The following is a 21,808-nucleotide window of genomic DNA, read 5'->3' as shown; positions in this document are numbered from 1 at the left end:
AATATATGAATAAAACTAATCGATACGTGAGATAAGACCATTTTACTTCATCGATAACGGGGTCTACGATGCCCTTTTTTCGCTTGGATGAAGACCGACATGACAACGATTCACAGCCTTGGCTTTCCCCGCATCGGCGCCCGCCGCGAACTCAAGTTTGCGCTGGAGTCCTATTGGAAAGGGCAGTCTTCGCGCGACACCCTCCTGCACCTGGGCGCGCAACTGCGCCAGAAGCACTGGGCAGACCAGAGCGGTCTGGACTGGGTACCCGTGGGCGACTTCTCGTTTTATGACCAGGTGCTGGACATGAGCTTTACTCTGGGCAACCTGCCCGAGCGGGTGCAGGGCTTCCAGGGCGATGCGCTGGACAACTACTTCCGCGTGGCCCGGGGCCGCTCTGCCCCAGCCGCTGACGGCACTCCAGACTGCTGTGGCGGCGTGGCTGCGGGCGAGATGACCAAGTGGTTTGATACCAACTACCACTACATCGTCCCCGAGTTCAGCGCAGCCACCACGTTCACCCTCGACGCCTCGCGCCTGCTGGCGCAACTGGCGGAAGCTGCAGCCCAGGGCGTCCAGGCCAAACCTGTGGTGCTGGGCCCCCTCACCTACCTGGCCATCGGCAAGGCCAAGGACGCTTCTGACAAGTTGGCACTGCTGGAACGCCTGCTGCCGGTGTATGCGCAGTTGCTCGACACGCTGGCCCAGCAGGGCGTGCAGTGGGTGCAAATCGACGAGCCCATCCTGGTGACGGAGCTGGACGCCGACTGGCAACACGCCTTCAACACCGCTTACCACCACCTCAAGGCCGCCAAGGTCAAGCTGCTGGTAGCCACCTACTTCGGCCAGTTGCAGGACAACGTCTATCTGGCAGCCCATCTGCCGGTGGCGGGACTGCATGTGGATGCCGTCAACGACCGCGAAGGCGTACTGCCGCTGCTCAACCTGCTGCCCACGCACAAGGTACTGTCGCTGGGCGTGGTCAATGGCCGCAACATCTGGAAAACCGATCTGACCGCCGTGCTCGACTGGCTCGAGCCGTTGGCGCAGCGCCTGGGTGAACGCCTGTGGATTGCGCCGTCGTGTTCGCTGTTGCATGTGCCGGTCGATCTGGACAGCGAGCAGCAGCTCGACAGCGAGGTCAAGTCCTGGCTGGCGTTCGCGCTGCAAAAGCTCGATGAGCTGAAGGTGCTGGGCACCGCACTGCGCCAGGGCCGCAGCGCAGTCCAGGATGCGCTGGCCGCCAACCAGGCCGCCCTGGCTGCGCGCCGCACGTCTGTGCGGGTGAACAACCCCGCAGTGCAAACGACCGTGGCCCGGATCAGTGCCCACCTGGGCCTGCGCGAAAGCCCCTACGCCCAGCGTGCGCCCAAGCAGTCGGCGCGGTTGAAGCTGCCACCGTACCCCACAACGAGCATTGGCTCCTTCCCGCAGACAGCGCAAATCCGCCAGGCGCGCAGTGACTTCAAGGCGGGCAGGCTCGACCCGGCTGGCTACCGGGCCGCGATGCGGCAGGAGATCGCGCGCAGCGTGCGCGAGCAAGAAGCGCTGGGGCTGGATGTGCTGGTACACGGCGAGGCCGAGCGCAACGACATGGTGGAATACTTCGGCGAGCAGCTCGAAGGCTATGCGTTCAGCCAGTTTGGCTGGGTCCAATCCTACGGCTCACGCTGCGTCAAGCCACCGATTTTGTTTGGTGACATCAGCCGCCCCCAGGCCATGACGGTGGAATGGATCGCCTACGCCCAGTCGCTCACCCGAAAGCCCATGAAGGGCATGCTCACCGGCCCCGTGACGATCCTGAACTGGTCCTTTGTGCGCGACGACCAACCGCGCTCGGCATCGTGCAAACAACTGGCACTGGCGATCCGCGAGGAAGTTCTCGATCTGGAAAAAGCCGGCGTGCGCATCATCCAGATCGATGAGGCCGCACTGCGCGAAGGGCTGCCGCTGCGCAAAACGCAGTGGAAAGAGTACCTGGACTGGGCCGTGGAGTCGTTCCGCATCACCGCCAACGGCGTGCGCGACGAAACCCAGATCCACACCCACATGTGCTACTCGGAGTTCAACGACATCATCGCCTCGATTGCCGACATGGATGCCGACGTGATCACCATCGAAACCTCACGCTCGGACATGGAGCTGCTGGATGCTTTCGAGCACTTCCAGTACCCCAACGAGATCGGCCCCGGCGTGTACGACATCCATTCGCCCAACATCCCGACGCAGGAGCACATCGTGCAGCTCATGCAGAAGGCTGCTGAGCGCATCCCTGCCGAGCGCCTGTGGGTGAACCCGGACTGCGGCCTCAAGACGCGCCAGTGGTCTGAAGTGATTCCCGCGCTGGCCAACATGGTTGCTGCCGCCAAGACCCTGCGCGCCTGCACCGCCTGAGGCACCCGCCCAGCCCCAGGCGCGCAACACACTATCCTGGCAGCGGCACCTTGTCTGGCTGCGCAGCGGTCGTATCTCATGTGACACTGGAATGCTGCATTCCGACCACAGGAGCTTTGCCATGACCGCTGCCGCCACCGCCATCCTCACCACCCAGCCGCTGGGCCCGCTGTGGCCCACGCTGGACCCGTTTTTGTTCTGCGCCCACCACGACGACGCCTACCCGGCGGGCAATGGGGCCTTCGGGCCTGCCGCGCCGCTGCTGGCAGGCCGCCAGATGGGCAGCGATTTCAGCCGCCAGGACGGCTGGAGCATGTACCACGGCCAGGCGGTGCCGGGTTTTCCGGTGCACCCGCACCGGGGCTTTGAAACCGTGACACTGGTGCGCCAGGGCCTGATCGATCACTCTGACTCGCTGGGCGCGGCAGCGCGCTTTGGTGGCGGTGATGTGCAATGGATCACGGCGGGCAAAGGCTTGCAGCATTCCGAGATGTTCCCGCTGCTCGATGCCAGCGCGCCCAATCCGCTGGAGCTGTTCCAGGTCTGGCTGAACCTGCCTGCGCGCAACAAGATGGCCACGCCGCACTTCACCATGTTCTGGAACGAGCGCATTCCGCGCCTCATCCACCACGACGACCAGGGCCGCACCACCACCGTCACCGTGGTGGCGGGCGCCCTGCCGGGCACGGCGGCCCCGCTGGCGCCGCCGCCCGAGTCGTGGGCTGCGCAGCCCGATGCCGATGTGGCCATCTGGACGCTGCACCTGGCGCCCGGCGCCACCTGGACGCTGCCCGCTGCCCAGGCGGGCACGCGGCGCATGCTGTATTACTTTGTCGGCGACGGCCTGCGCCTGGGACTGCACGACGTGCCCGGTCACGCGGCGCTGGAGGTGGATGCCCGCCAAGACTGGCTGCTGACCAACACCGGCACCCAAGCCGTCGAATGCCTGGTGCTGCAAGGCCGCCCGATTGCCGAGCCGGTGGCGCAGTACGGCCCATTCGTGATGAACACGCAGCAGGAAATCATGCAGGCCATGCAAGACTACCGCAGCACACAGTTTGGCGGCTGGCCCTGGCCTGCCAGCGACCCGGTACACGGCCCACAGGCGCGCCGCTTTGCCCGCTACCCCGGCCAGGATCACGAAGTATTGCCGCCCGACACCACGGCGTAAAATTCATGCCAAATCAGCCGCAAACGCTTACAGAGCAAGCGCAAGCAGCTATGATTTTTATCAGCCCCACCCCCCTCTACGCAAGAGAAAGCACCGCATGAACATCACCGCCGATACCGCCGTCACGCTGAGCTACACCGTTACCAGCCTGGCAGGCAAGCCGCTGGACGCGGGCAGCCTGGCCTATTTGCACGGTGGCTACGACAACATCTTCCCCAAGGTCGAGGCAGCGCTGGACGGCCAGGCCGTGGGCTTTGCCACCACGCTGGAGCTGCCCGCTGCCGATGCCTTTGGTGAGCGCGATGAATCGCTGGTGCGCACCATCCCCAAGGCCGAGTTTCCGCCCGGCGTGAAGGTGGGCGGGCAACTGCAAGGTCTGGGCCCGGATGGCCAGCCGCAGGTGTTCAATGTGGTCAAGATCAAGGGCCCCGAGGTGCATCTGGACGGCAACCACCCGCTGGCCGGGCAGGCACTGAAGTTCAGCTGCAAGGTGACCGACGTGCGCGCGGCCAGCGCCGAAGAAATTGCCCACCGCCATGTGCATGGCGCCCACGGCCACCAGCATTGAACGGGTGAATCGCTGGGCAACGGCACAGGGGCGGCGCCAGCCCGCCCCTCAGGTGCCCAGCAAGGCGGCCACCTCGTCGTCATCGACCGGGCCAAAGTAGCTGTAGCACTGGCCCACCGACCGAAAGGGCTCGGGCGTCTCCAGGCACACCACTTCGTCGGCCAGCAACTGGACTTTGCGCAGGGCCGCGTGGGCGGCCACCGGCACGGCGCACACCAGCCACAGCGGCCGGTGCGAACGCACCGCGTGCAACGCGGCCACCATGGTGGCGCCTGTGGCCAGGCCGTCATCCACCACGATGGTGGTGCGCCCCGCAGGGCTGATGGGCGCACGCAGGCGCGTGTACTGGCTGCGCCGGGTGTGGATGGTGCGCATCTGGGTGCGGGTTTCAGCGGCCAGGTAGTCGGCATCGGCGCCCTGCGAGGCGGCACTGGGGTCGATGTAAGTCCAGCCGCTTTCATCGACGGCGCCGACGGCCAGCTCGGGCTGCAAGGGCGCACGCAGCTTGCGCGCCAGCACCACGTCAAACTCGCCGCCCAACTGGTCGGCCAGCAGTTTTCCCATGGGCACGCCGCCGCGCGGAATGGCCAGCACCAGCGGGTTGCGGCCCTGAAAAGCACTGAGCCGCTGGCACAGGCGCTGGGCGGCTTCTTCTCGGTCACGGAACATGGCGAACCTTTGCAAGAGGGGTCAAGGGGGAGCGGGCGCTCCATCGCGCAGCGCGTGCGGCTGGAGCACATCCACCTTGAACGTGGGCTCGTAGGGTGGCACGTTGCACTCGATGATGTCGGACGGCGCCACGTCGAGGCGCACGCCCAGCACATCGGCATGCACAGGCAATCGGGCCACGCCCCGATCCACCAGAACGGCACAGCGAATCTGTGCGGGCTGCCAGCGGGCCAGGTACTCGACCACGCGCAGCAGGGAGTGCCCGGTGTAGAGCACATCGTCCACCACCAGCAAGGTGTGGCCTGCCAATGCCAAGTCGGCGTGCCGGGGCTCTTCGGTCAGCCGGGTTTCCGGGTACAACAGGGTCAAATCATCGGCATAGCGCTTGACCGAAAGGTCCAGGCGCAGCGGTATGGCCAGGCCATGGCGCTGCACCATCAGCGCAGTCAGCCGATCGGCCAGCGGTGCGCCACGGCGCAGCACCCCAATCACGGCCACTGGGGTACAGCTGCCTGCCAGGCCACTGGCCAGTTGGCGCGCCATGGTGTCCATGACTGCGCCCAGTTGGGGGGTATCGTAGAGACAGGTGCGAACGCCTGGGGGTGCGGTCATGGTGAGGCTCTCCAGTCTGGCGCAGGGGGCGGTGGGCAGGCGTCACGCTTGCGGCGCGGGCTCATCTGCGCTGCGTACCAGCAGCACGGGCACCGGGGCCACGCGCAGAACCTGCTCGGCATCGCTGCCCAGCAGCAGGCGGCTCACACCACGGCGACCGTGGGTACCCAGCACGATGAGATCGGCAGGCCAGCTGCGAACCTGCTCCAGCACGGCATCGGCCAGACGCCGACCCGGGGCTTCATCCAGCACCACGTCGGCAGCAATGCCTTGGTCGATGGCCTGCGCCCGGGCCTGGTTGAGCAGCTCCTGGCCCGCCTCGTGCAGCACGGCAAAAATGTCCGTCGCCACCGGCGCGTAGGAGCCCAGAGCCAGCGCCGCCGAGAGCTCATCGGTCACGTGCAGCAAGCGCAACTGGCCACCGCTCAAACGCGCCAGCGCAATGGCTTGCTGCAAACCTTGCAAGGCGGTGGCGCTGCCGTCAACAGGAACAAGAATACGCTGGTACATGTGGGCTCTCCTGGGTGCGGTGGTTTGGCTGGTGGGTACAAATGCCGGTGTTGTTGCGCACCGGCTTCAGTGCCGGCGCAGCAGTGCCTGGCGCAGCAGGCGCGCGGCACGGTCACGGATATGCAAGGGGCTGTGGCCCGGTTGCGGCGGTTGTACGCGGGTGGCACTGCAAGCGGCCAGAAAGTCGTGCAGGATGGCGGTGTCATCCAACGCGTTGTGGCCCTGGCGGTGGAACTCGGGGTGCCACTGGGTGGCGGCGATGTAGCCGCGCCCGGGGCCCGGACGGCGGCGAATGGCCTCGGGCACCACATCGGGGTGGCTGTAGGCCTCGATCTCAAAGTCCGGCGCCAGGCGTTTGATGCCCTGGTGGTGGATGCTGTTGACGCGCACGCGCCGCTGGCCTGGGTACAGCTGCGCCAGGCGCGAGCCGGGCACAAACTCCACCTGGTGGAAGTTCTGGTCGTAGGTGCTGGCGTTGCGGTGCTGCAAGGCGCCGGGGCGTTGGGTTTCGATGTCCTGGTAGAGCGTGCCGCCAAAGGCCACGTTGATCAGTTGCAGACCCCGGCAGATGCCAAAAATGGGCTTGCCCGCCTGGGCAAACGCCTCGACCACGGCCAGGTCGTAGAGGTCACGCACGCGGTCGCCCTCCCACGCCTGGCGCAAAGGCGCCTCGCCATAACTGCCGGGCCAGACATCGGCGCCGCCGTGCATGACCACGCCATCGAGCCAGTCAGCGTAGTGCGCCAGCGTGACATCGCCGCGCGCTGTCTCGCCCGTGGGGCAAGGCACCATCACCACCATGGCACCGGCGGACATGATCCAGTGGGCCACCGATTGCTCGATGTACTGCAAGGTTTTGCCCGTGAACAGGGAACGCGACGGATCAGCGTGCGAGAAGCAGGCAGAAAGCCCGATTTTGAGGCGGCGTGAGGCTGGCATGCCCTGGTTGTAGCACCTGCGCCTGCGCGGGCCTGTAGGAGGGCACCGCAGACGCTGGAGCTGCCAGCGCAGTGGGGGACGGGCGGCAACAATTGACATGCATCAAGCCTGTACCGCCCGCTGTCTGCACGATACCCGGCACTGGTTTACAGTGTTCGTGTCGGTACGATGCCGATCCATAGCTACAAAAGGAGCCCAACATGCAAGTTCAGGTACACACCAACGACCACATTCAAGGCGGCGAGTCGCTGGCACTCTGGATTCAGGAAGAAGCAGCAGCCCGGCTGGCACGCTTTCGCGAGCACATCACCCGTGTGGAAGTGTTCCTGACCGACGTGGACGCAGGCAAGTCAGGGGTTAACGACAAGCGCTGCCGCCTGGAAGCACGCCCCGCCGGGCACCAGCCGATCACCGTAACGGCCGATGCCGACAAAGTAGCCAGCGCTTTCACCAGCGCCGCCGACAAGCTGATCCGCGCACTGGACGCTGACCTGGGCCGCATCAAGGACAAGAACGCCCGCGAAACCATTCGCACCCTGGAGGAATGAGCCCCCCGCCCCGCGCTGGCCAATGCCGCAGCGGGGCTTGATTAGCTCACTTTTCAGGAGCTGCAAGCGCTTGTATAGCAAGCCTTGCAGCTCTTTTTTATGCCTCTTTTAGCCATGACCCACACCCACGATACCGAGCAGCGGCTGGCCGACCTGGAAATCAAAGCCAGTTTCAATGAAGACCTGCTGGACCAACTGAACCTGACCATTTACCGCCAGCAGCAGCACATCGACTGGCTGCTGCAAGAGGTGCGCCGCCTGGGCCAGCAGCAGCCCGAGGGCGGCGGCGCTGCACCGCGCAGCCTGCGCGATGAGCTGCCGCCGCACTACTGACAGCGCACAGTGCAGGCGCGGCGGCGGCGCCCACACTGCGGGGCTCAGTGCGCCGTGTCAGGCAACGCTGAGGGCACCGGCCTGGGTCAGCCGCTCGGGCACCAGCAGCAGGTTCATTTCTGCCTGGCCCATGATGCCCAGCTCCTCGGCGGTCAGCGCAATGGTCTTGCCGCTGGCCATGGCCGCCTTGGCGATGGAGGCCGATTTCTCGTAGCCGATGAGGGGGTTGAGCGCCGTCACCAGCGTGATCGACTCGGCCATGCGCTGGGCCAGCAGCGGGTGGTTGGCCTCAATGCCTTCGACGCAGTTGACCTGCAAGGTCTGGCAAGCGCGCGCCAGGTGCGTCAGGCTTTGGTGCAGCGCCCAGCCCATCAGCGGCTCAAAGGCGTTGAGCTGCAACTGGCCGCCTTCCGAGGCCATGGTGATGGCCACGTCGTTGCCAATCACCTCAAAGCACACCTGGTTCATCACCTCCGGAATCACCGGGTTGACCTTGCCCGGCATGATGGACGAGCCCGCCTGGCGCGCAGGCAGTTTGATGTCGCCCACACCGGCCTGCGGGCCCGACGAGAGCAGGCGCAGGTCGTTGCTGATCTTGGACAGTTTGGTGGCGATGCGTTTCAGAATGCCCGAAATATCGACAAAAGCGCCGGTATCGGACGTGGCAGCAATCATGTCGGCGGCGGGCGTGACGGGCACACCCGAGAGGCGCGCCAGCTCGGGGATGACCACATCGACATAGCCCACAGGGGCATTGATACCGGTGCCAATGGCGGTGCCGCCCAGGTTCACTTCGGTCATCAGGTGGGCCGACTCGCGCAGGCGCGCTTCGTCGGCGGCAATCATGCTGGCAAAGGCGGTGAACTCCTGGCCCAGCGTCATCGGCACGGCGTCTTGTAGTTGTGTGCGGCCGATTTTGAGGACGGGAGCGAATTCACGCGCCTTGGCTTCAAACGCACCGCGCAGGCTGGCCAGGGCGTCCAGCAGCGCCTGGATTTCGAACCAGGTGGCCAGCTTGAGCGCGGTGGGATAGGCGTCGTTGGTGCTTTGCGAGGCGTTGACGTGGTCGTTGGGGTGAACAACGTCGTAGCGGCCTTTGGGCAATCCCAGGTGCTCTAGTGCACGGTTGGCGATCACCTCATTGGCGTTCATGTTCGTGGAGGTACCAGCGCCGCCCTGAATGACATCGACCACAAACTGGTCGTGCAGCTGCCCGGCGATCAGGTCGTCACAGGCTTGGGCAATGGCGTGGGCTTGGGTGGGGTTGATGGCGCCGAGCTGCAAGTTGGCGTGGGCAGCGGCTTTTTTGACGAGGGCAAAGGCACGGATGAGTTGGGGCATGTGGGCCACGGTGCGGCCGGTGATGGGAAAGTTCTCCACCGCACGGGCGGTGTGAACCCCCCAGTAGGCTGCGGGAGGGATGGTCTTGACTCCGATGAAGTCGCTTTCTTGGCGCATGAAACAGTCTCAGTAAGGTGACAAAAAACGGATGGCACCCGCCCGAACCGGCCCGGCGCCACCAGTGCAAAAGCCCTGCCGAAGGGAACTGGAAAACCAGTCCCCGAAAGCAGGGCTCCGGGGCAGATTATGTCCCGCTGCGGCATGGCCCCCATACTGATCGGCATAACCATAGCGACTCCCGTGTCGCCCACCTTGCACTCAATCCTGGCAGAGCAGCCCCTGTACCGGGCGGACGCTGCGCTCGACGGCACCATCCAAAGTGAAGGCGTTGGCCATGTGCGCCAGGTGGGTGGCCTGGTCTTGCAGGCTGACTGCTGCTGCTGCTGCCTGTTCCACCAGTGCAGTGTTTTGCTGGGTACCGTCTTCCATGTGGACGATGGCCTGGTTGATCTGCTCGATGTCGTGGATTTGCTCGCTGCTGGCCTGGCTGATCTCGGCCATGATGCCGGTGACGCGCTGCACATTGGCCACGATCTCCTGCATGGTCTGGCCCGCCTCCTGCACCAGCGCGCCACCACTTTGCGCCTTGTTGACCGAATCGTTGACCAGCGCACTGATCTCCCGTGCCGCAGCTGAGGAGCGCTGCGCCAGGTTGCGCACCTCGCTGGCCACCACGGCAAAGCCGCGTCCCTGCTCGCCCGCGCGCGCCGCTTCCACGGCTGCGTTGAGCGCCAGGATGTTGGTCTGGAACGCGATGGAGTCAATCACGCCATTGATGTCGGCAATCTTGCGCGACGACTGGTTGATCTCATCCATCATCGTCACCACGCCCGACACCACGGCGCCACCCTTGAGTGCCACCTGCGATGCCGACTGGGCCTGGTGGTTGGCCTGGGCCGCACTGTCGGCATTGCGCCGAACGGTCTGGGTGAGCTTGTCCACCGAGGCCACTGTATTGCCCAGCGCGTGGGCTTGCTGCTCGGTGCGCGCCGACAGGTCGCGGTTGCCCGAGGCGATTTCAGAGGTGGCGGTTTCCACCGACCTGCTGGTGTCGCGTATCTGGTGCAGCACGGTGGCAATGTTGTCGGCAAAACGGTTATAGGCCTGGGCGATCTGGGTGAGTTCGTCCGACCCCGATGCCTCCAGGCGGTGCGTGAAATTACCCTCTCCAGCCGCGGTGATGGCCAGACGCAGGCCCTGCAACCGCGCCAGCGCCCGGCTGATAGCGAAGTACAGCAGGGCGGCAGCCACCAGTGCAATGACCACCGATGACAACACCGAGGTCGTGAGCATCGTGCCCAGACCAGCGGTGACTTCGGCATGGTCGATGACGAGTGCCAGGCGCCAATCCGAGCCTGGCACCACGTGGGAGTACACCATGGCGGCGCGCCCACTGAAATCCAGGGTGGGTACTTCTGTGGTGCGGGTGGGCTCCAGCAGCGGCAGCGACAAATCGGGGTGAATGGCCGTGATCGGCTTGAGCGTCAAATCCCGGTCGGGATGTGCAATCACCGTGCCGGTGCCGCTGACCAGAAAAGCAAAGCTGTGGGGCGTGGGCCGGATGGCGCCAATCGCGGTAATGACCGCCTCCAGCATGACGTCACCGGCCACCACGGCCTGCACCTGGCCAGGGCTGCCGACCAAATCAGAAAACGTGATGATCAGCTTGCCCGTGCTGGCACCGATGAACGGCTGGGTAATCGCCGCCCCGCCTGCTCGCACCGCCCCCTTGTACCAGGCGCGCTGGGTGGGGTCGTAATCGGCAGCGCGCGCCCGGTTTTCAGAAAAAACAAAATGCTTGTCTGGAAAACCCATGTAGGCCTGATCGAATTGCGCCGCCTGCACCGCAGTTTGCAGCATCGGCACCGGATTGTCAGAGGCCACATGGGGCTTGAGTGACGCCACCACACGTTGCTTGGCCTGCAGCCACTGGCCTAGCGCAGTGCTGTGGGCACGCACCAGCGCGGCAGACTGGCTGTTGATCATGTCCATACTGCTGCTGCGGGTCATCAGCAAATTGGTGGTAGCAACGATCACCATCGCCAACATAACGATGCCAACGCACAGTGCCACCATGCGTGTTCGGAGAGAGGAAAACATAGGCAGATGTGGCAACGCCCTGTTGAAGGGGGTGCAAAGTGCAGTGGACCGAGGCAAGAATGCCGTTTTATCGCACTACTCCACCCTGTGCGCGGCAAAGGATGGAGTAGTTCACAAAGTCCGCTTGTCAGCGGGGTAATACCGCTCAGTGTGCAGCGGCGCTGGCTGCGCCCACGCCCGTTTGGGCACGAACGTACTGGTCGTCAAAGGCGGCACGCTCCATCCGGGCTTGTTCACTGTTGTCCAGCTTGGAGAACACGTAAATGCAAAGGAAGGCCAGCGGCATGGCAAACAGCGCTGGCTGGGTGTACGGGAACAGCGGTGCCGCGTTGCCCAGCACATCCACCCACACCGACTTGGAGAACACCACGAACAGCACCGAGCTGATCAGGCCGGTATAGCCACCCACCAGCGCGCCGCGCGTGGTCAGGCCGCGCCAGTACATGGACATCAGCAGCACCGGAAAGTTGGCGCAGGAGGCCACGCCAAAAGCCAGCGCCACCATGAAAGCCACGTTCATCTTCTCGAAGGCCACACCCAACAGCACCGCCACCACGCCCAAACCCAGCGTGGCCATCTTGGAGACACGGATCTCCTTTTCTTCGGACACATTGCCTTTCATGATGACGCGCGCATACAGGTCGTGCGAAATGGCCGATGCACCCGCCAGGGCCAGACCCGCCACCACGGCCAGGATGGTGGCAAAAGCCACCGCCGACAAAAAGCCCAGCAGCAAATTGCCGCCTGCGGCCTTGGCCAGGTGCAGCGCCACCATGTTGCCGCCGCCAATCAGCTTGCCAGCGACGTCGCCGCCCTCAAAGAACTGCGGGTCGGTGCCCACCAGCACAATGGAGCACAGGCCCATGAAGGCAATCACGTGGAAGAAGAAGGCGATGATGCCGGAGGCATAAAACACCGACTTGCGCGCTTCTTTGGCGTTGGTCACGGTAAAAAAGCGCATCAGGATGTGCGGCAATCCGGCAATGCCGAACATCAGGCCCAGGCCCATCGAAATGGCCGTCACCGGATCGGCCAGCAGGCTGCCCGAGGCCAGCAGATTGGGGCCCAGCTTGTGCACTTCCATGGCGCGGTTGGTCAGGGTCTCGAAGCTGAAGCCAAACTGGCTGAACGCCAGCAGCATGATGGCGGTGCCGCCCGTCAGCAGCATGCACGCCTTGATGATCTGCACCCAGGTGGTGGCGACCATGCCGCCAAAGATGACGTACACCATCATCAGCACACCGACGATGACCAGGGCCACGTTGTATTCCAGCCCGAACAGCAGCTTGATGAGTTGCCCGGCACCCACCATTTGCGCCACCAGGTAAAAGCACACCACCACCAGCGAACTGATCGCGGCCATGGTGCGCACCTGGCCCTGGTTGAGGCGGTAGGCGGTGATATCGGCAAAGGTGAACTTGCCCAGGTTGCGCAGGCGCTCGGCCATCAGGAACAGGATGATGGGCCAGCCGACGAAGAACGCGACCATGTAGATATAGCCATCCACGCCTTGGCCGTAGATCATGGCCGTCAGCCCCAGCAGCGTGGCGGCAGACATGAAGTCGCCGGCAATGGCCAGGCCGTTTTGCTTGCCGCTGATGCCGCCACCGGCGGTATAGAAGTCCGATGCCGACTTGGAGCGGCCCGCCGCCCAGTAGGTGATGCCCAGCGTCATCAGCACGAAGGCAAAGAACATGCCGATAGCGTGCAAGTTCAGCGGTTGTTTTTCCGTGGCGCCCAGGTCGGGGCCTGCCAGGGCCAGCGCGGGCAGGCACAGCAGCGCAGCCGCCAGCACACGCCCGGGGGAAGAAAGCAGAGGGGGCGTTCGGGTCATTTGGTTTTCCTCAGGGCGTCTTGGATGATTTGTTCATTCAGGGTGTCGAACTCGCCATTGGCACGGCGCACATACACCCAGGTAAGCAGGCAGAAGAACACGAACTGGAAAAACCCCAGCGCCACGCCCACCGTCAAATTGCTGCCCGCAAAAATGCGCACTGCAATGGCGCTGGGCACAAATGCCACCAGCAGCACAAAACTGAAAAAAACGCCGATCACCATCAAGGCCAGCATGGTGGCAAAGCGCCCGCGCTGCTGTATCAGCTCGGCGTAGCGCGGGTCGCGCTTGATGTTTTCGTACAGTGGATTGGACATGGGCCTCCCTAAAGAATCGCAGCCTGCTGACCGCGCTAAAAAGGCGCCATTCTAGGAAGTCAATCCTGTTAAATCCTTACAGAAAAATACCAGCTTCTGGCGTATGGAAACGCATTTTCACGAGGCTCCCAAGCGCCCACAAAAAAGCCCGAGCAGAGCGGCAGACCGGTGACTTGGCCACCACATCCGTCTTCGCCAAAAGTAAGGAAAAATCCTTACAATAGAAATTTCCTCTCAGGAGTTAGCTATGAACGCTATCCACGAAGTTGCAGCCATCACCGCCAAGGGGCAAATCACTTTGCCCAAGGCTATCCGCCAAGCCTTGGGGGTAGACGTGGGAGGCAAGGTGGCGTTTGATTTTCTGGGTGACAAGGTCGTTGTGAGTCGAGCGCCAACAGCTCATGAAGACCCCGCCATTGCTGGCTTTTTGCAGATGCTGGAACAAGACATTCAATCGGGCCTCCACATCAGCAGCCTGCCCGATGATTTGGCCAGGGCGCTGGTAGCGGCTGCAGCCCAATCCGTGGATTTGGATGCCGACATCGCTGGCGATGTGGATTTGTGATGCAGCGCCACGGCTGGACGCTGCTGTTTCATGACTGCTTGATAGCGCAGCTACAAAAACTGGCCACCGCTACCGCGCGGGCCAAAGCCCAAGACCCGGATGGGTATGGCACCAACGCCAACGTCAAACTGTTCAACGCGCTAGCGCAGTTGATGCTGGAGACCATACCCAGCAACCCCGGGCGCGACGAGTTCCGCCAAGGCAACACCATGGGGCCAGTGTTCAGGCACTGGCGCCGGGCCAAAATCGGACGGCGCTTCCGCCTGTTTTTCCGTTTCGACTCCAAAAGCAAAATCATCATTTTTGCTTGGATCAACGATGAGCACAGTTTGCGCGCATCAGGCAGCAGCACCGATCCTTATGCGGTGTTTTGCAAGATGCTCCAGCGCGGACATCCGCCCAATGGCTGGGAAGATTTATTGCAGGCCAGCCAAGCAGAATGGCCGGTGGATCGTATTAGTTGAGTTTTGCTTTTTTATCAAAAATTTAGCTATAGCATCAGTAATAGGCGCCCCAATAGCATCTTCAATCCATAAATATCTACCAAATGGATTGATATCAAGAAGATAATAATTCCCACCTTGATCTACACAAAGATCTATGGTCGCATAATCAAGTTTCATTTTTCTGCAAATGCCAATTATTTCTTCAGCAATAGCAGAAGGAAGATCATATTGAGAATGTGGAGTATTCGCCAAATCATAAGCCCTCCAGTCTATACGGCCTGCATCGGAATGGGTTGCATCAATTTTGCAAGAAAAAATATGATCACCAACAATTGTTAGACGCACATCATAGATTTTTTCGACATACTCCTGAAGAAATATTGGACACTCATTTTTTTGTTGGAAATCAAGAAAATCGTCTTCTTGCACTATTGATGCTAGAAGCATAGTTGGTTCGCCATCAACACTTAATTGCATTTGATGCAGTGTTTTTAAAACCACACAGGAATCCGAATTTCGAAAAAAATTTAATAGCGACTCCCGATCGTTGCTAATAATGGATTTAGGTTGCTTGAGAATATTTTTAGAAATATTGCCAATGTATCTAATTTTATTTTGATTAGCAACGGCCTCAGAAATAGATCCATTTACCAAAATACCGCGCTGCTCAAGGAGCGCATAAATCCCATTTAGCGATTCTCGCCATGTGAAAAACCAAAACTTTAATTCTTGACTGAATTTTTCTTCTGTTGTCGAAAAAAGTGAAAAAATTGGCTGACACACCCACGCGGAATGGATACTGTTAGTATTTAATGTAATATTTCCCTGAGTAATTTCTATGCTTGATTTTTCATCATTAAGTAAAAAAACAAAACTGGTATTTTTTAAATCTTTTCTCGCTGTAGAGATGATGGCACATGGGTAACCCAAAAGACGAATCTTTTGCTCTATTTCTTGTGCATGAGGATCTTCGAGACTACCAAAAATTGCAATCATATAATTAAGGATTTAAAAAAGCGCCTTACGGCGCTTTTTTCATTCGTTAGTATAATCGTCAGCCTGATTTTTTCCACTAAATGTAGCAGTCTTAATATCTAAAGAACCACGGTGCTTTACAGGAGTCCAAGTCCAGTGTGCTTCATCTGTTTCCACAGCAGGATTCGATTTGAGAAACTTAAGCGTGTACGATTTTTCGATGCTTACTGGATTTTCAGTAGTTGCGTGCATAATAGTCATTATAAATAAAATAGATAAAATGATTATTTATAAGAATTTCAATATTTGCAAATTAAAAAAAACTATTGTATTTTTATAAATATAGTTTTTAGCTATAAAAATCTGATAAATAACTTTTGCTGAATCTAATTGCAAAATTTGGGTAGTCAGTCGTGTTAGTGCACGAAAAAACGCGCCCGAAGGCGCGCTCTTTTTGCTCAGTGCGGTGCGGTGATTACTTGGCCACCACGCGCACCATTTCCAGGCACTTGTTCGAGTAGCCCCACTCGTTGTCGTACCAGCTGACGATCTTGACGAAGGTGCCATCCAGCGCAATACCGGCGTCGGCATCAAAGATAGAGGTACGCGTGTCGCCACGGAAGTCGGTGGCCACCACCTTGTCTTCGGTATAGCCCAGCACGCCCTTGAGCGCGCCTTCGGACTGGGCCTTCATCTCGGCCTTGATTTCTTCGTAGGTGGCGGCATTGGCCAGTTCCACGGTCAAGTCCACCACCGACACGTCCGACGTGGGCACGCGGAAGGACATGCCTGTCAGCTTGCCCTTGAGTTCAGGCAGCACCACGCCCACGGCCTTGGCTGCACCCGTGCTGCTGGGGATGATGTTTTCCAGAATGCCACGGCCACCGCGCCAGTCTTTGTTGCTGGGGCCGTCCACCGTCTTTTGCGTGGCGGTGGCGGCGTGCACGGTGGTCATCAGGCCGCGCTTGATACCCCACTTGTCGTTGAGCACCTTGGCCACGGGTGCCAGGCAGTTGGTGGTGCAGCTGGCGTTGCTGATGATGGCCTGACCGGCGTAGGTCTGGTCGTTCACGCCGAAGACGAACATGGGCGTGTCGTCCTTGGAGGGGGCCGACAAAATCACCTTCTTGGCACCGGCATCGATGTGCTTTTGTGCCGTCACCTTGTCCAGGAACAGGCCCGTGGATTCGATGACGATATCGGCGCCGACTTCGTTCCACTTCAGGTTGGCCGGGTCGCGCTCTTGCGTCAGGCGGATCTTTTTACCGTTGACGATGAGGTTGGAGCCTTCCACCGACACTTCGCCCTTGAAGCGGCCATGCACGCTGTCGTATTGCAGCATGTAGGCCAGGTAGTCGGGCTCCAGCAGGTCGTTGATGCCCACGACTTCGATGTCGCTGAAGTTTTGCAGTGCCGAGCGCAGCACGTTGCGGCCAATGCGGCCAAAGCCGTTGATACCAATCTTGATGGTGGTCATGTGTTTCTCTCCAGAGGGTTGCTTGCCAAAAATCACTTGCGCTTGAGGGCGGCCTGCACGGTGGCGACCACGTTGTCTTCAGTGAAGCCGAAGTGCTCGAACAGCACCGGCGCGGGGGCCGACTCGCCGTAGCTGTCAATGCCCACCACAGCGGCACAGCCGTACTTCCACCAGAAGTCGGTCACGCCCATCTCCACGGCAATGCGCGGCACGCCGGTGGGCAGCACGGCCTTCTTGTACTTGATGTCTTCGCGGTCAAACGTGGTGGTGCTGGGCATGGAGACGACGCGGACAGCGATCTTCTTGGCGGCCAGCAGGCGCTGCGCCTTGAGCGCCAGTTGCACCTCAGAGCCGGTGGCGATGATGACCGCTTGCAGTTTTTTCTTCAGGCCCACGTCGGTGGGCTCGGACAGCACATAGGCGCCGCGCGAGATATCGCCCACGTCGCGCTTGGGTGCGTAGGCCAGGTTCTGGCGCGACAGCAGCAGCGCCGTGGGCTTGTCGCGCTGCGAGATGGCCACGCTCCAGGCGACGGCGGTTTCGGTGGTGTCGGCGGGGCGCCACACGTCCAGGTTGGGAATCAAGCGCAGGCTGGCAGCGTGCTCAATGGACTGGTGCGTGGGGCCGTCTTCGCCCAGGCCGATGGAGTCGTGGGTGAACACATGCACCACGCGCAGCTTCATCAGCGCAGCCATGCGGATGGCATTGCGGCTGTAGTCGCTGAACGTGAGGAAGGTGCCGCCGTAGGGAATGAAGCCACCGTGCAGCGCCACGCCGTTCATGATGGCGGCCATGCCGAATTCGCGCACACCGTAGTTGATGTGGCGGCCAATCTGGCCATCTTCCGTCTTGACCACGGCGCCCTTGGCATCCATGCGCAGCGCGGGCGTGCTCTTGGTGTTGGTCAGGTTGGAGCCGGTCAGGTCGGCGCTGCCGCCCAGCAGTTCGGGCAGCGCGGCGGTGAAGGCTTCCAGCGCCAGTTGGCTGGCCTTGCGGCTGGCCACGGTTTCGCCCTTGCGGTGGGCTTCGACCACGGTATCGACGGCCACTTGGGCAAACGCCTTGGGCAGGTCACCGCGCATGCGGCGGGTGAACTCGAACGCCAGTTCGGGGTAGGCGGCTTCGTAAGCAGCAAAGCGCAGCGTCCAGTCGGCCTCAGCGGCCTGGCCTGTCGCCTTGGCATCCCAATCGGCATACACCGATTCGGGCACCACGAAGGGCTCGTGCGACCAGCCCAGGGCGGCGCGGGTCAGGTTGATTTCTTCGGCACCCAGGGGCTCGCCGTGGGCCTTGGCGGTGTTGGCACGGTTGGGGCTGCCTTTGCCAATGGCCGTCTTGCAGACGATGAGCGTGGGCTTGTCGCTGCTCTTTTTGGCCTTGGCAATGGCGGCGGCCACGGCGTCGGCGTCGTGACCATCGACGTTGTTGATCACGTTCCAGCCGCAGGCCGTGAAGCGCTGGGGCGTGTTGTCGATGAACCAGGGGGCTACTTGGCCGTCGATGCTGATGCCGTTGTCGTCGTACAGGGCGATGAGCTTGTTCAGCTTCCAGGCACCGGCCAGGGCCACGGCCTCGTGGCTGATGCCTTCCATCAGGCAGCCATCGCCCAGGAAGGTGTAGGTGTGGTGGTTGACGATGGTGTGCTTGTCGCGGTTGAACTCAGCTGCCAGCAGCTTCTCAGCCAGGGCAAAGCCCACGGCGTTGGTGATGCCCTGGCCCAGCGGGCCGGTGGTGGTTTCCACGCCGGGGGTCACGCCCACTTCGGGGTGGCCAGCGGTTTTGCTGTGCAGCTTGCGGAAGTTCTTCAGCTCTTGCACGGGCAGGTCGTAGCCAGACAGGTGCAGCACCGCGTACAGCAGCATGGAGGCGTGGCCGTTGGAGAGCACAAAGCGGTCGCGGTCAAACCACTGCGGGTTGGCGGGGTTGTGCTTGAGGTGACGGCCCCACAGCGCCACCGCCATGTCGGCCATGCCCATGGGGGCACCGGGGTGGCCGGAATTGGCTTGTTGAACGGCATCCATTGCGAGTGCGCGGATTGCATTCGCCATTTGTTGAGAGTTGGCCATGGGGCGGTTCCGGTCAGGAGGTGAGGGAAAAACCGGCGATTTTAGCGGTGCGCCCCGCGCCCCCTGCTGCGCGCACCCCGGCGCGCAGGCCATGCACTACAGTGCGCGCCATGAACCGCCTGCCCCCTTCGCCCTCTGCCAGCGCCTGTGCAGGCGCTGCCCTGCCCACGCCCACCGTCCTGTCCACGGCCCAGCCCGCGCACCCGACCCGCGCCCGCGCGCTGCTGCTGGCCGCTGGCCGGGGCGAGCGCATGCGCCCCCTGACCGATGCCACCCCCAAGCCCCTGCTGGTGGTGCAGGGCCAGCCGCTACTGCAGTGGCACCTGGAGGCGCTGGCCGCTGCCGGGCTGGGCGCCGTGGCCATCAACACCGCCTGGCTGGGCGCGCAGATCAGTGATTATTTTGGAAGCCATTTTGGCCTCCAGCCCTTTGCCGATAAGCGCGAGCAGCTATCAATTTTTTACTCCCAAGAAGGCCGCGACTTTGGTGCCGCGCTGGAGACAGCAGGCGGCATTGCACGCGCCCTGCCGCTGCTGGACGACATCTTCTGGCTGGCCGCAGGCGACGTGTTTGCGCCCGACTTTGTCTTTGCCCCCGAGGCGCTGCACGCGTTTGCCGCCAGCCCCATGCTGGCCCACCTGTGGCTGGTGCCCAACCCAGCGCACCACCCGCGTGGCGACTTCGGCCTCAGCCCCGATGGCCTGGCGCTGAACCTGGGCGCCGAGCACCCCGGCCCGCGCTACACCTACAGCACCATCGCCCTGCTGCGCGCCGAACTGTTTGGCCCACCGTGGTGCAACATCGCCCCGGGTAACCCGCAGGGCGAAGCGGCACCGCTGGGCCCGCTGCTGCGCCGCGCCATGGATGCGGGCAGAGTGTCGGCGCAGCTCTACGAAGGCCGCTGGACAGACGTGGGCACGCCCGAGCGGCTGGCCGCACTCAACACCACAGCCTTCTAGCCACACGCCGCCTGCCCGGGTGGACTACAACCGGATGCGCCCGCGTCCGACACCCGCACCTGCACCACGCCACACAATGGGGATACGGGCTTTGCTGCGCCCGGCGGTTCAGGAGGTGTGCCATGTTCGACTTTTTCAATCTGAGTTCGAAAGCCTATGCCCGGCGCGCAGAAACCATGCTGCGTGAAGCGCGCTTTGCCCAACTGGAACATGAAGCCGCCGCAGAACACCACAGCGCCCTGGCACGCATGTACGCAGAGCGTGTGGCCCGGCTCGAAGGGCACACACGCCGCACCGAACCGCACCCGCAGGCCCAGGCCGCAGCGCCAGCGCTATCTCAGGACGGGCAGCGCGGCGAGCGGGCGCCCTTTCGCGTACTGACCCAGACCGACGCCCAGGCCACTGGCTGAGTCGGCACCGGCGCAGTCCCCGCCGCCAGTGGGGGCACGCTGTGGGGCGCGCGGGCGCGCGTCCTCGGGGCGCATTACGATGGTCGGATGAACTCCGTCTATGCCCAACGCCGTGCGCGCCTGGCCGCGCAACTCGGCCCCCACGCCGTCGCCATCATCCCCACGGCCCCTGAGCGCCCGCGCAACCGCGACAGCGACTTCCCGTACCGCCACGACAGCTATTTTTACTACCTCACCGGCTTTACCGAGCCCCACGCCTGGCTGGTGCTCACGGGCGATGGCCACAGCACACTGTTTTGCCAGCCCAAAGACCTGGAACGCGAAATCTGGGACGGCTACCGCCTGGGCCCCGAGGCCGCGCCCGGCGCGCTGGGCGTGGATGCCGCCCTGGCGGTGGGCGAACTCGACGCACGCCTGCCGCGCCTGCTGGAAAACCACAGCGCCGTCTGGTACCCGTTTGCTACCCACAGCGGCCTGGCCGCGCGCGTGGAAGGCTGGCTGGCGCCCGTGCGCGCGCGGGTGCGCTTTGGCGCGCTGTGTCCCACGCAACAAAACGACCTGTGCGTGCTGCTGGATGAAATGCGCCTGGTCAAAGACACGCACGAGCAGGACGTGATGCGCCGCGCCGCGCAGATCAGCGCTGGCGCCCATGTGCGTGCCATGCAGACGTCGGCACAGATGCTGCGCGCGGGCCAGGATGTGCGCGAATACCACCTCGAAGCCGAGCTGCTGCACGAGTTCCGCCGCCACGGGGCGCAGTCGGTGGCCTACAACAGCATCGTCGCGGCGGGCGCCAATGCCTGCGTGCTGCACTACCGCGCCGATACCGCCCCCATCCGGGCAGGCGAGCTGGTGCTGATCGACGCAGGCTGCGAACTCGATGGCTACGCCAGCGACATCACGCGCACTTTTCCCGCCAACGGCCAGTTCACGGGGCCGCAGCGCGCGCTCTACGACCTGGTGCTGGCCAGCCAGGAAGCGGCCATTGCTGCCACGCGCGCAGGCGCCCGCTTCACCGACCCGCACGAGGCCACCGTGGCCGTGCTGGCGCAAGGCTTGCTCGACCTGGGCCTGCTGGACAAAACCAAGGTGGGCACCGTGCAGGACGTGATCGCCAACCGGGCCTATTTCCCGTTCTACATGCACCGCACCGGCCACTGGCTGGGCATGGACGTACACGACTGCGGCAGCTACGTGGAGCCCGCTGAGATCGGCCAGGTCAGCCAGCGGCGCGACCCGCTCTCGGGCGAAGTCATCCAAGACCGGCCCAGCCGCATCCTGCGCGCAGGCATGGTGCTGACCATTGAGCCGGGCCTGTACGTGCGCCCCGGCGCCGATGTGCCTGCGCAGTTCCACGGCATCGGCATCCGCATCGAAGACGACGCCATCGTCACCGACACGGGCTGCGAGTTGATCACGCGCGGCGTACCAGTCAAGGCCGATGACATTGAGGCGCTGATGCGCTGAAAGCAGCAGCGCCCACCCCTGCGCTGTGGCAGGTGTGGGCGCTGCGC

22 protein-coding genes are annotated in these 21,808 nt (G+C 62.6%); 10 read left to right on the top strand and 12 right to left on the bottom strand.

Going from position 1 to position 21,808, the window contains the following annotated elements; translation table 11 throughout:
• Nucleotides 1–99: 99 nt before the first annotated feature.
• The 3 genes from metE to EV674_RS10490 all read left to right on the top strand — a co-directional run bounded on the left by metE (nucleotide 100) and on the right by EV674_RS10490 (nucleotide 4,133).
• Nucleotides 100–2,394 carry a 5-methyltetrahydropteroyltriglutamate--homocysteine S-methyltransferase gene (metE, locus tag EV674_RS10500; RefSeq protein WP_119013267.1) on the top strand — a complete coding sequence of 765 codons (2,295 nt, stop codon included), beginning with the start codon at nucleotides 100–102 and terminating at the stop codon, nucleotides 2,392–2,394.
• A gap of 121 nt (nucleotides 2,395–2,515) precedes the next feature.
• On the top strand, nucleotides 2,516–3,565 hold the full coding sequence (locus EV674_RS10495) for a pirin family protein (protein WP_119013201.1): 1,050 nt from the start codon (nucleotides 2,516–2,518) through the stop codon (nucleotides 3,563–3,565).
• Nucleotides 3,566–3,662: 97 nt separating this feature from the next.
• A complete protein-coding gene (locus tag EV674_RS10490; RefSeq protein ID WP_119013202.1) occupies nucleotides 3,663–4,133 on the top strand; it encodes an FKBP-type peptidyl-prolyl cis-trans isomerase in 471 nt (156 codons plus the stop codon).
• A 48-nt stretch (nucleotides 4,134–4,181) separates the two neighbouring features.
• Here EV674_RS10490 and EV674_RS10485 read toward each other — a convergent pair whose 3' ends face one another.
• The 4 genes from EV674_RS10485 to EV674_RS10470 all read right to left on the bottom strand — a co-directional run bounded on the left by EV674_RS10485 (nucleotide 4,182) and on the right by EV674_RS10470 (nucleotide 6,863).
• Nucleotides 4,182–4,802 (bottom strand): phosphoribosyltransferase, encoded by a 621-nt coding sequence (locus EV674_RS10485; protein WP_119013203.1) that lies wholly within the window; start codon nucleotides 4,800–4,802, stop codon nucleotides 4,182–4,184.
• Between the two features lie 21 nt (nucleotides 4,803–4,823).
• Nucleotides 4,824–5,414, bottom strand: coding sequence for a phosphoribosyltransferase family protein (locus EV674_RS10480; protein ID WP_119013204.1), 591 nt, complete (start codon nucleotides 5,412–5,414; stop codon nucleotides 4,824–4,826).
• Nucleotides 5,415–5,456: 42 nt separating this feature from the next.
• Nucleotides 5,457–5,924 (bottom strand): universal stress protein, encoded by a 468-nt coding sequence (locus tag EV674_RS10475; RefSeq protein ID WP_119013205.1) that lies wholly within the window; start codon nucleotides 5,922–5,924, stop codon nucleotides 5,457–5,459.
• A 66-nt stretch (nucleotides 5,925–5,990) separates the two neighbouring features.
• Entirely contained in the window at nucleotides 5,991–6,863 is an 873-nt protein-coding gene (locus EV674_RS10470; protein WP_119013206.1) for a gamma-glutamyl-gamma-aminobutyrate hydrolase family protein, read from the bottom strand.
• A 200-nt stretch (nucleotides 6,864–7,063) separates the two neighbouring features.
• Here EV674_RS10470 and EV674_RS10465 point away from each other — a divergent pair, with 200 nt between their 5' ends.
• Both EV674_RS10465 and EV674_RS10460 read left to right on the top strand, forming a co-directional pair.
• On the top strand, nucleotides 7,064–7,411 hold the full coding sequence (locus EV674_RS10465) for an HPF/RaiA family ribosome-associated protein (RefSeq protein ID WP_119013207.1): 348 nt from the start codon (nucleotides 7,064–7,066) through the stop codon (nucleotides 7,409–7,411).
• A gap of 114 nt (nucleotides 7,412–7,525) precedes the next feature.
• Nucleotides 7,526–7,744, top strand: coding sequence for a SlyX family protein (locus EV674_RS10460; RefSeq protein ID WP_119013208.1), 219 nt, complete (start codon nucleotides 7,526–7,528; stop codon nucleotides 7,742–7,744).
• A 57-nt stretch (nucleotides 7,745–7,801) separates the two neighbouring features.
• Here the strand turns inward: EV674_RS10460 and EV674_RS10455 are convergent, their stop codons facing one another.
• The 4 genes from EV674_RS10455 to EV674_RS10440 all read right to left on the bottom strand — a co-directional run bounded on the left by EV674_RS10455 (nucleotide 7,802) and on the right by EV674_RS10440 (nucleotide 13,396).
• On the bottom strand, nucleotides 7,802–9,202 hold the full coding sequence (locus EV674_RS10455; RefSeq protein WP_119013209.1) for an aspartate ammonia-lyase: 1,401 nt from the start codon (nucleotides 9,200–9,202) through the stop codon (nucleotides 7,802–7,804).
• A 201-nt stretch (nucleotides 9,203–9,403) separates the two neighbouring features.
• Nucleotides 9,404–11,245 (bottom strand): methyl-accepting chemotaxis protein, encoded by a 1,842-nt coding sequence (locus EV674_RS17915; RefSeq protein ID WP_119013210.1) that lies wholly within the window; start codon nucleotides 11,243–11,245, stop codon nucleotides 9,404–9,406.
• A 145-nt stretch (nucleotides 11,246–11,390) separates the two neighbouring features.
• On the bottom strand, nucleotides 11,391–13,079 hold the full coding sequence (locus EV674_RS10445) for a cation acetate symporter (RefSeq protein ID WP_119013211.1): 1,689 nt from the start codon (nucleotides 13,077–13,079) through the stop codon (nucleotides 11,391–11,393).
• A complete protein-coding gene (locus EV674_RS10440; RefSeq protein WP_206613244.1) occupies nucleotides 13,076–13,396 on the bottom strand; it encodes a DUF485 domain-containing protein in 321 nt (106 codons plus the stop codon). Before EV674_RS10440 ends, EV674_RS10445 begins: the two co-directional genes overlap by 4 nt.
• A gap of 247 nt (nucleotides 13,397–13,643) precedes the next feature.
• Here EV674_RS10440 and EV674_RS10435 point away from each other — a divergent pair, with 247 nt between their 5' ends.
• Nucleotides 13,644–13,961 carry a type II toxin-antitoxin system PrlF family antitoxin gene (locus tag EV674_RS10435; RefSeq protein WP_119013212.1) on the top strand — a complete coding sequence of 106 codons (318 nt, stop codon included), beginning with the start codon at nucleotides 13,644–13,646 and terminating at the stop codon, nucleotides 13,959–13,961.
• Entirely contained in the window at nucleotides 13,961–14,425 is a 465-nt protein-coding gene (locus EV674_RS10430) for a type II toxin-antitoxin system YhaV family toxin (protein WP_119013213.1), read from the top strand. Before EV674_RS10435 ends, EV674_RS10430 begins: the two co-directional genes overlap by 1 nt.
• Here EV674_RS10430 and EV674_RS10425 read toward each other — a convergent pair.
• The 4 genes from EV674_RS10425 to tkt form a co-directional block, all read right to left on the bottom strand.
• Complete coding sequence (locus tag EV674_RS10425) at nucleotides 14,378–15,403, bottom strand: ATP-grasp domain-containing protein (protein WP_132750430.1); 1,026 nt, start codon at nucleotides 15,401–15,403, stop codon at nucleotides 14,378–14,380. The genes EV674_RS10430 and EV674_RS10425 overlap by 48 nt on opposite strands.
• 39 nt (nucleotides 15,404–15,442) lie before the next feature.
• A complete protein-coding gene (locus EV674_RS10420; protein ID WP_132750429.1) occupies nucleotides 15,443–15,634 on the bottom strand; it encodes a hypothetical protein in 192 nt (63 codons plus the stop codon).
• A gap of 223 nt (nucleotides 15,635–15,857) precedes the next feature.
• Nucleotides 15,858–16,859, bottom strand: a complete 1,002-nt coding sequence (gene gap / locus EV674_RS10415; protein ID WP_119013214.1) for a type I glyceraldehyde-3-phosphate dehydrogenase — start codon at nucleotides 16,857–16,859, stop codon at nucleotides 15,858–15,860.
• A 32-nt stretch (nucleotides 16,860–16,891) separates the two neighbouring features.
• Nucleotides 16,892–18,925, bottom strand: coding sequence for a transketolase (tkt, locus tag EV674_RS10410; RefSeq protein ID WP_119013215.1), 2,034 nt, complete (start codon nucleotides 18,923–18,925; stop codon nucleotides 16,892–16,894).
• 119 nt (nucleotides 18,926–19,044) lie between these two features.
• Between tkt and EV674_RS10405 the strand changes: the two genes are divergently transcribed.
• The 3 genes from EV674_RS10405 (at nucleotide 19,045) to EV674_RS10395 (ending at nucleotide 21,761) form a co-directional block, all read left to right on the top strand.
• On the top strand, nucleotides 19,045–19,884 hold the full coding sequence (locus EV674_RS10405; RefSeq protein WP_374761678.1) for a nucleotidyltransferase family protein: 840 nt from the start codon (nucleotides 19,045–19,047) through the stop codon (nucleotides 19,882–19,884).
• A 122-nt stretch (nucleotides 19,885–20,006) separates the two neighbouring features.
• Nucleotides 20,007–20,294, top strand: coding sequence for a hypothetical protein (locus EV674_RS10400; RefSeq protein WP_119013217.1), 288 nt, complete (start codon nucleotides 20,007–20,009; stop codon nucleotides 20,292–20,294).
• 87 nt (nucleotides 20,295–20,381) lie between these two features.
• Complete coding sequence (locus EV674_RS10395) at nucleotides 20,382–21,761, top strand: aminopeptidase P N-terminal domain-containing protein (protein ID WP_119013218.1); 1,380 nt, start codon at nucleotides 20,382–20,384, stop codon at nucleotides 21,759–21,761.
• Nucleotides 21,762–21,808: the final 47 nt, after the last annotated feature.

Origin of the sequence: Simplicispira metamorpha, assembly GCF_004341365.1 — a bacterium.
Classification (GTDB): domain Bacteria; phylum Pseudomonadota; class Gammaproteobacteria; order Burkholderiales; family Burkholderiaceae_C; genus Simplicispira; species Simplicispira metamorpha.
This window is presented reverse-complemented; position numbering and strand designations above follow the sequence as displayed.

Bases quoted from the DNA above. Each gene is read 5' to 3' on its own strand.
- metE (WP_119013267.1), top strand. From the start codon at position 100: ATGACAACGATTCACAGCCTTGGCTTTCCCCGCATCGGCGCCCGCCGC.
- EV674_RS10495 (WP_119013201.1), top strand. From the start codon at position 2,516: ATGACCGCTGCCGCCACCGCCATCCTCACCACCCAGCCGCTGGGCCCG.
- EV674_RS10490 (WP_119013202.1), top strand. From the start codon at position 3,663: ATGAACATCACCGCCGATACCGCCGTCACGCTGAGCTACACCGTTACC.
- EV674_RS10485 (WP_119013203.1), bottom strand. From the start codon at position 4,802: ATGTTCCGTGACCGAGAAGAAGCCGCCCAGCGCCTGTGCCAGCGGCTC.
- EV674_RS10480 (WP_119013204.1), bottom strand. From the start codon at position 5,414: ATGACCGCACCCCCAGGCGTTCGCACCTGTCTCTACGATACCCCCCAA.
- EV674_RS10475 (WP_119013205.1), bottom strand. From the start codon at position 5,924: ATGTACCAGCGTATTCTTGTTCCTGTTGACGGCAGCGCCACCGCCTTG.
- EV674_RS10470 (WP_119013206.1), bottom strand. From the start codon at position 6,863: ATGCCAGCCTCACGCCGCCTCAAAATCGGGCTTTCTGCCTGCTTCTCG.
- EV674_RS10465 (WP_119013207.1), top strand. From the start codon at position 7,064: ATGCAAGTTCAGGTACACACCAACGACCACATTCAAGGCGGCGAGTCG.
- EV674_RS10460 (WP_119013208.1), top strand. From the start codon at position 7,526: ATGACCCACACCCACGATACCGAGCAGCGGCTGGCCGACCTGGAAATC.
- EV674_RS10455 (WP_119013209.1), bottom strand. From the start codon at position 9,202: ATGCGCCAAGAAAGCGACTTCATCGGAGTCAAGACCATCCCTCCCGCA.
- EV674_RS17915 (WP_119013210.1), bottom strand. From the start codon at position 11,245: ATGTTTTCCTCTCTCCGAACACGCATGGTGGCACTGTGCGTTGGCATC.
- EV674_RS10445 (WP_119013211.1), bottom strand. From the start codon at position 13,079: ATGACCCGAACGCCCCCTCTGCTTTCTTCCCCCGGGCGTGTGCTGGCG.
- EV674_RS10440 (WP_206613244.1), bottom strand. From the start codon at position 13,396: ATGTCCAATCCACTGTACGAAAACATCAAGCGCGACCCGCGCTACGCC.
- EV674_RS10435 (WP_119013212.1), top strand. From the start codon at position 13,644: ATGAACGCTATCCACGAAGTTGCAGCCATCACCGCCAAGGGGCAAATC.
- EV674_RS10430 (WP_119013213.1), top strand. From the start codon at position 13,961: ATGCAGCGCCACGGCTGGACGCTGCTGTTTCATGACTGCTTGATAGCG.
- EV674_RS10425 (WP_132750430.1), bottom strand. From the start codon at position 15,403: ATGATTGCAATTTTTGGTAGTCTCGAAGATCCTCATGCACAAGAAATA.
- EV674_RS10420 (WP_132750429.1), bottom strand. From the start codon at position 15,634: ATGCACGCAACTACTGAAAATCCAGTAAGCATCGAAAAATCGTACACG.
- gap (WP_119013214.1), bottom strand. From the start codon at position 16,859: ATGACCACCATCAAGATTGGTATCAACGGCTTTGGCCGCATTGGCCGC.
- tkt (WP_119013215.1), bottom strand. From the start codon at position 18,925: ATGGCCAACTCTCAACAAATGGCGAATGCAATCCGCGCACTCGCAATG.
- EV674_RS10400 (WP_119013217.1), top strand. From the start codon at position 20,007: ATGTTCGACTTTTTCAATCTGAGTTCGAAAGCCTATGCCCGGCGCGCA.
- EV674_RS10395 (WP_119013218.1), top strand. From the start codon at position 20,382: ATGAACTCCGTCTATGCCCAACGCCGTGCGCGCCTGGCCGCGCAACTC.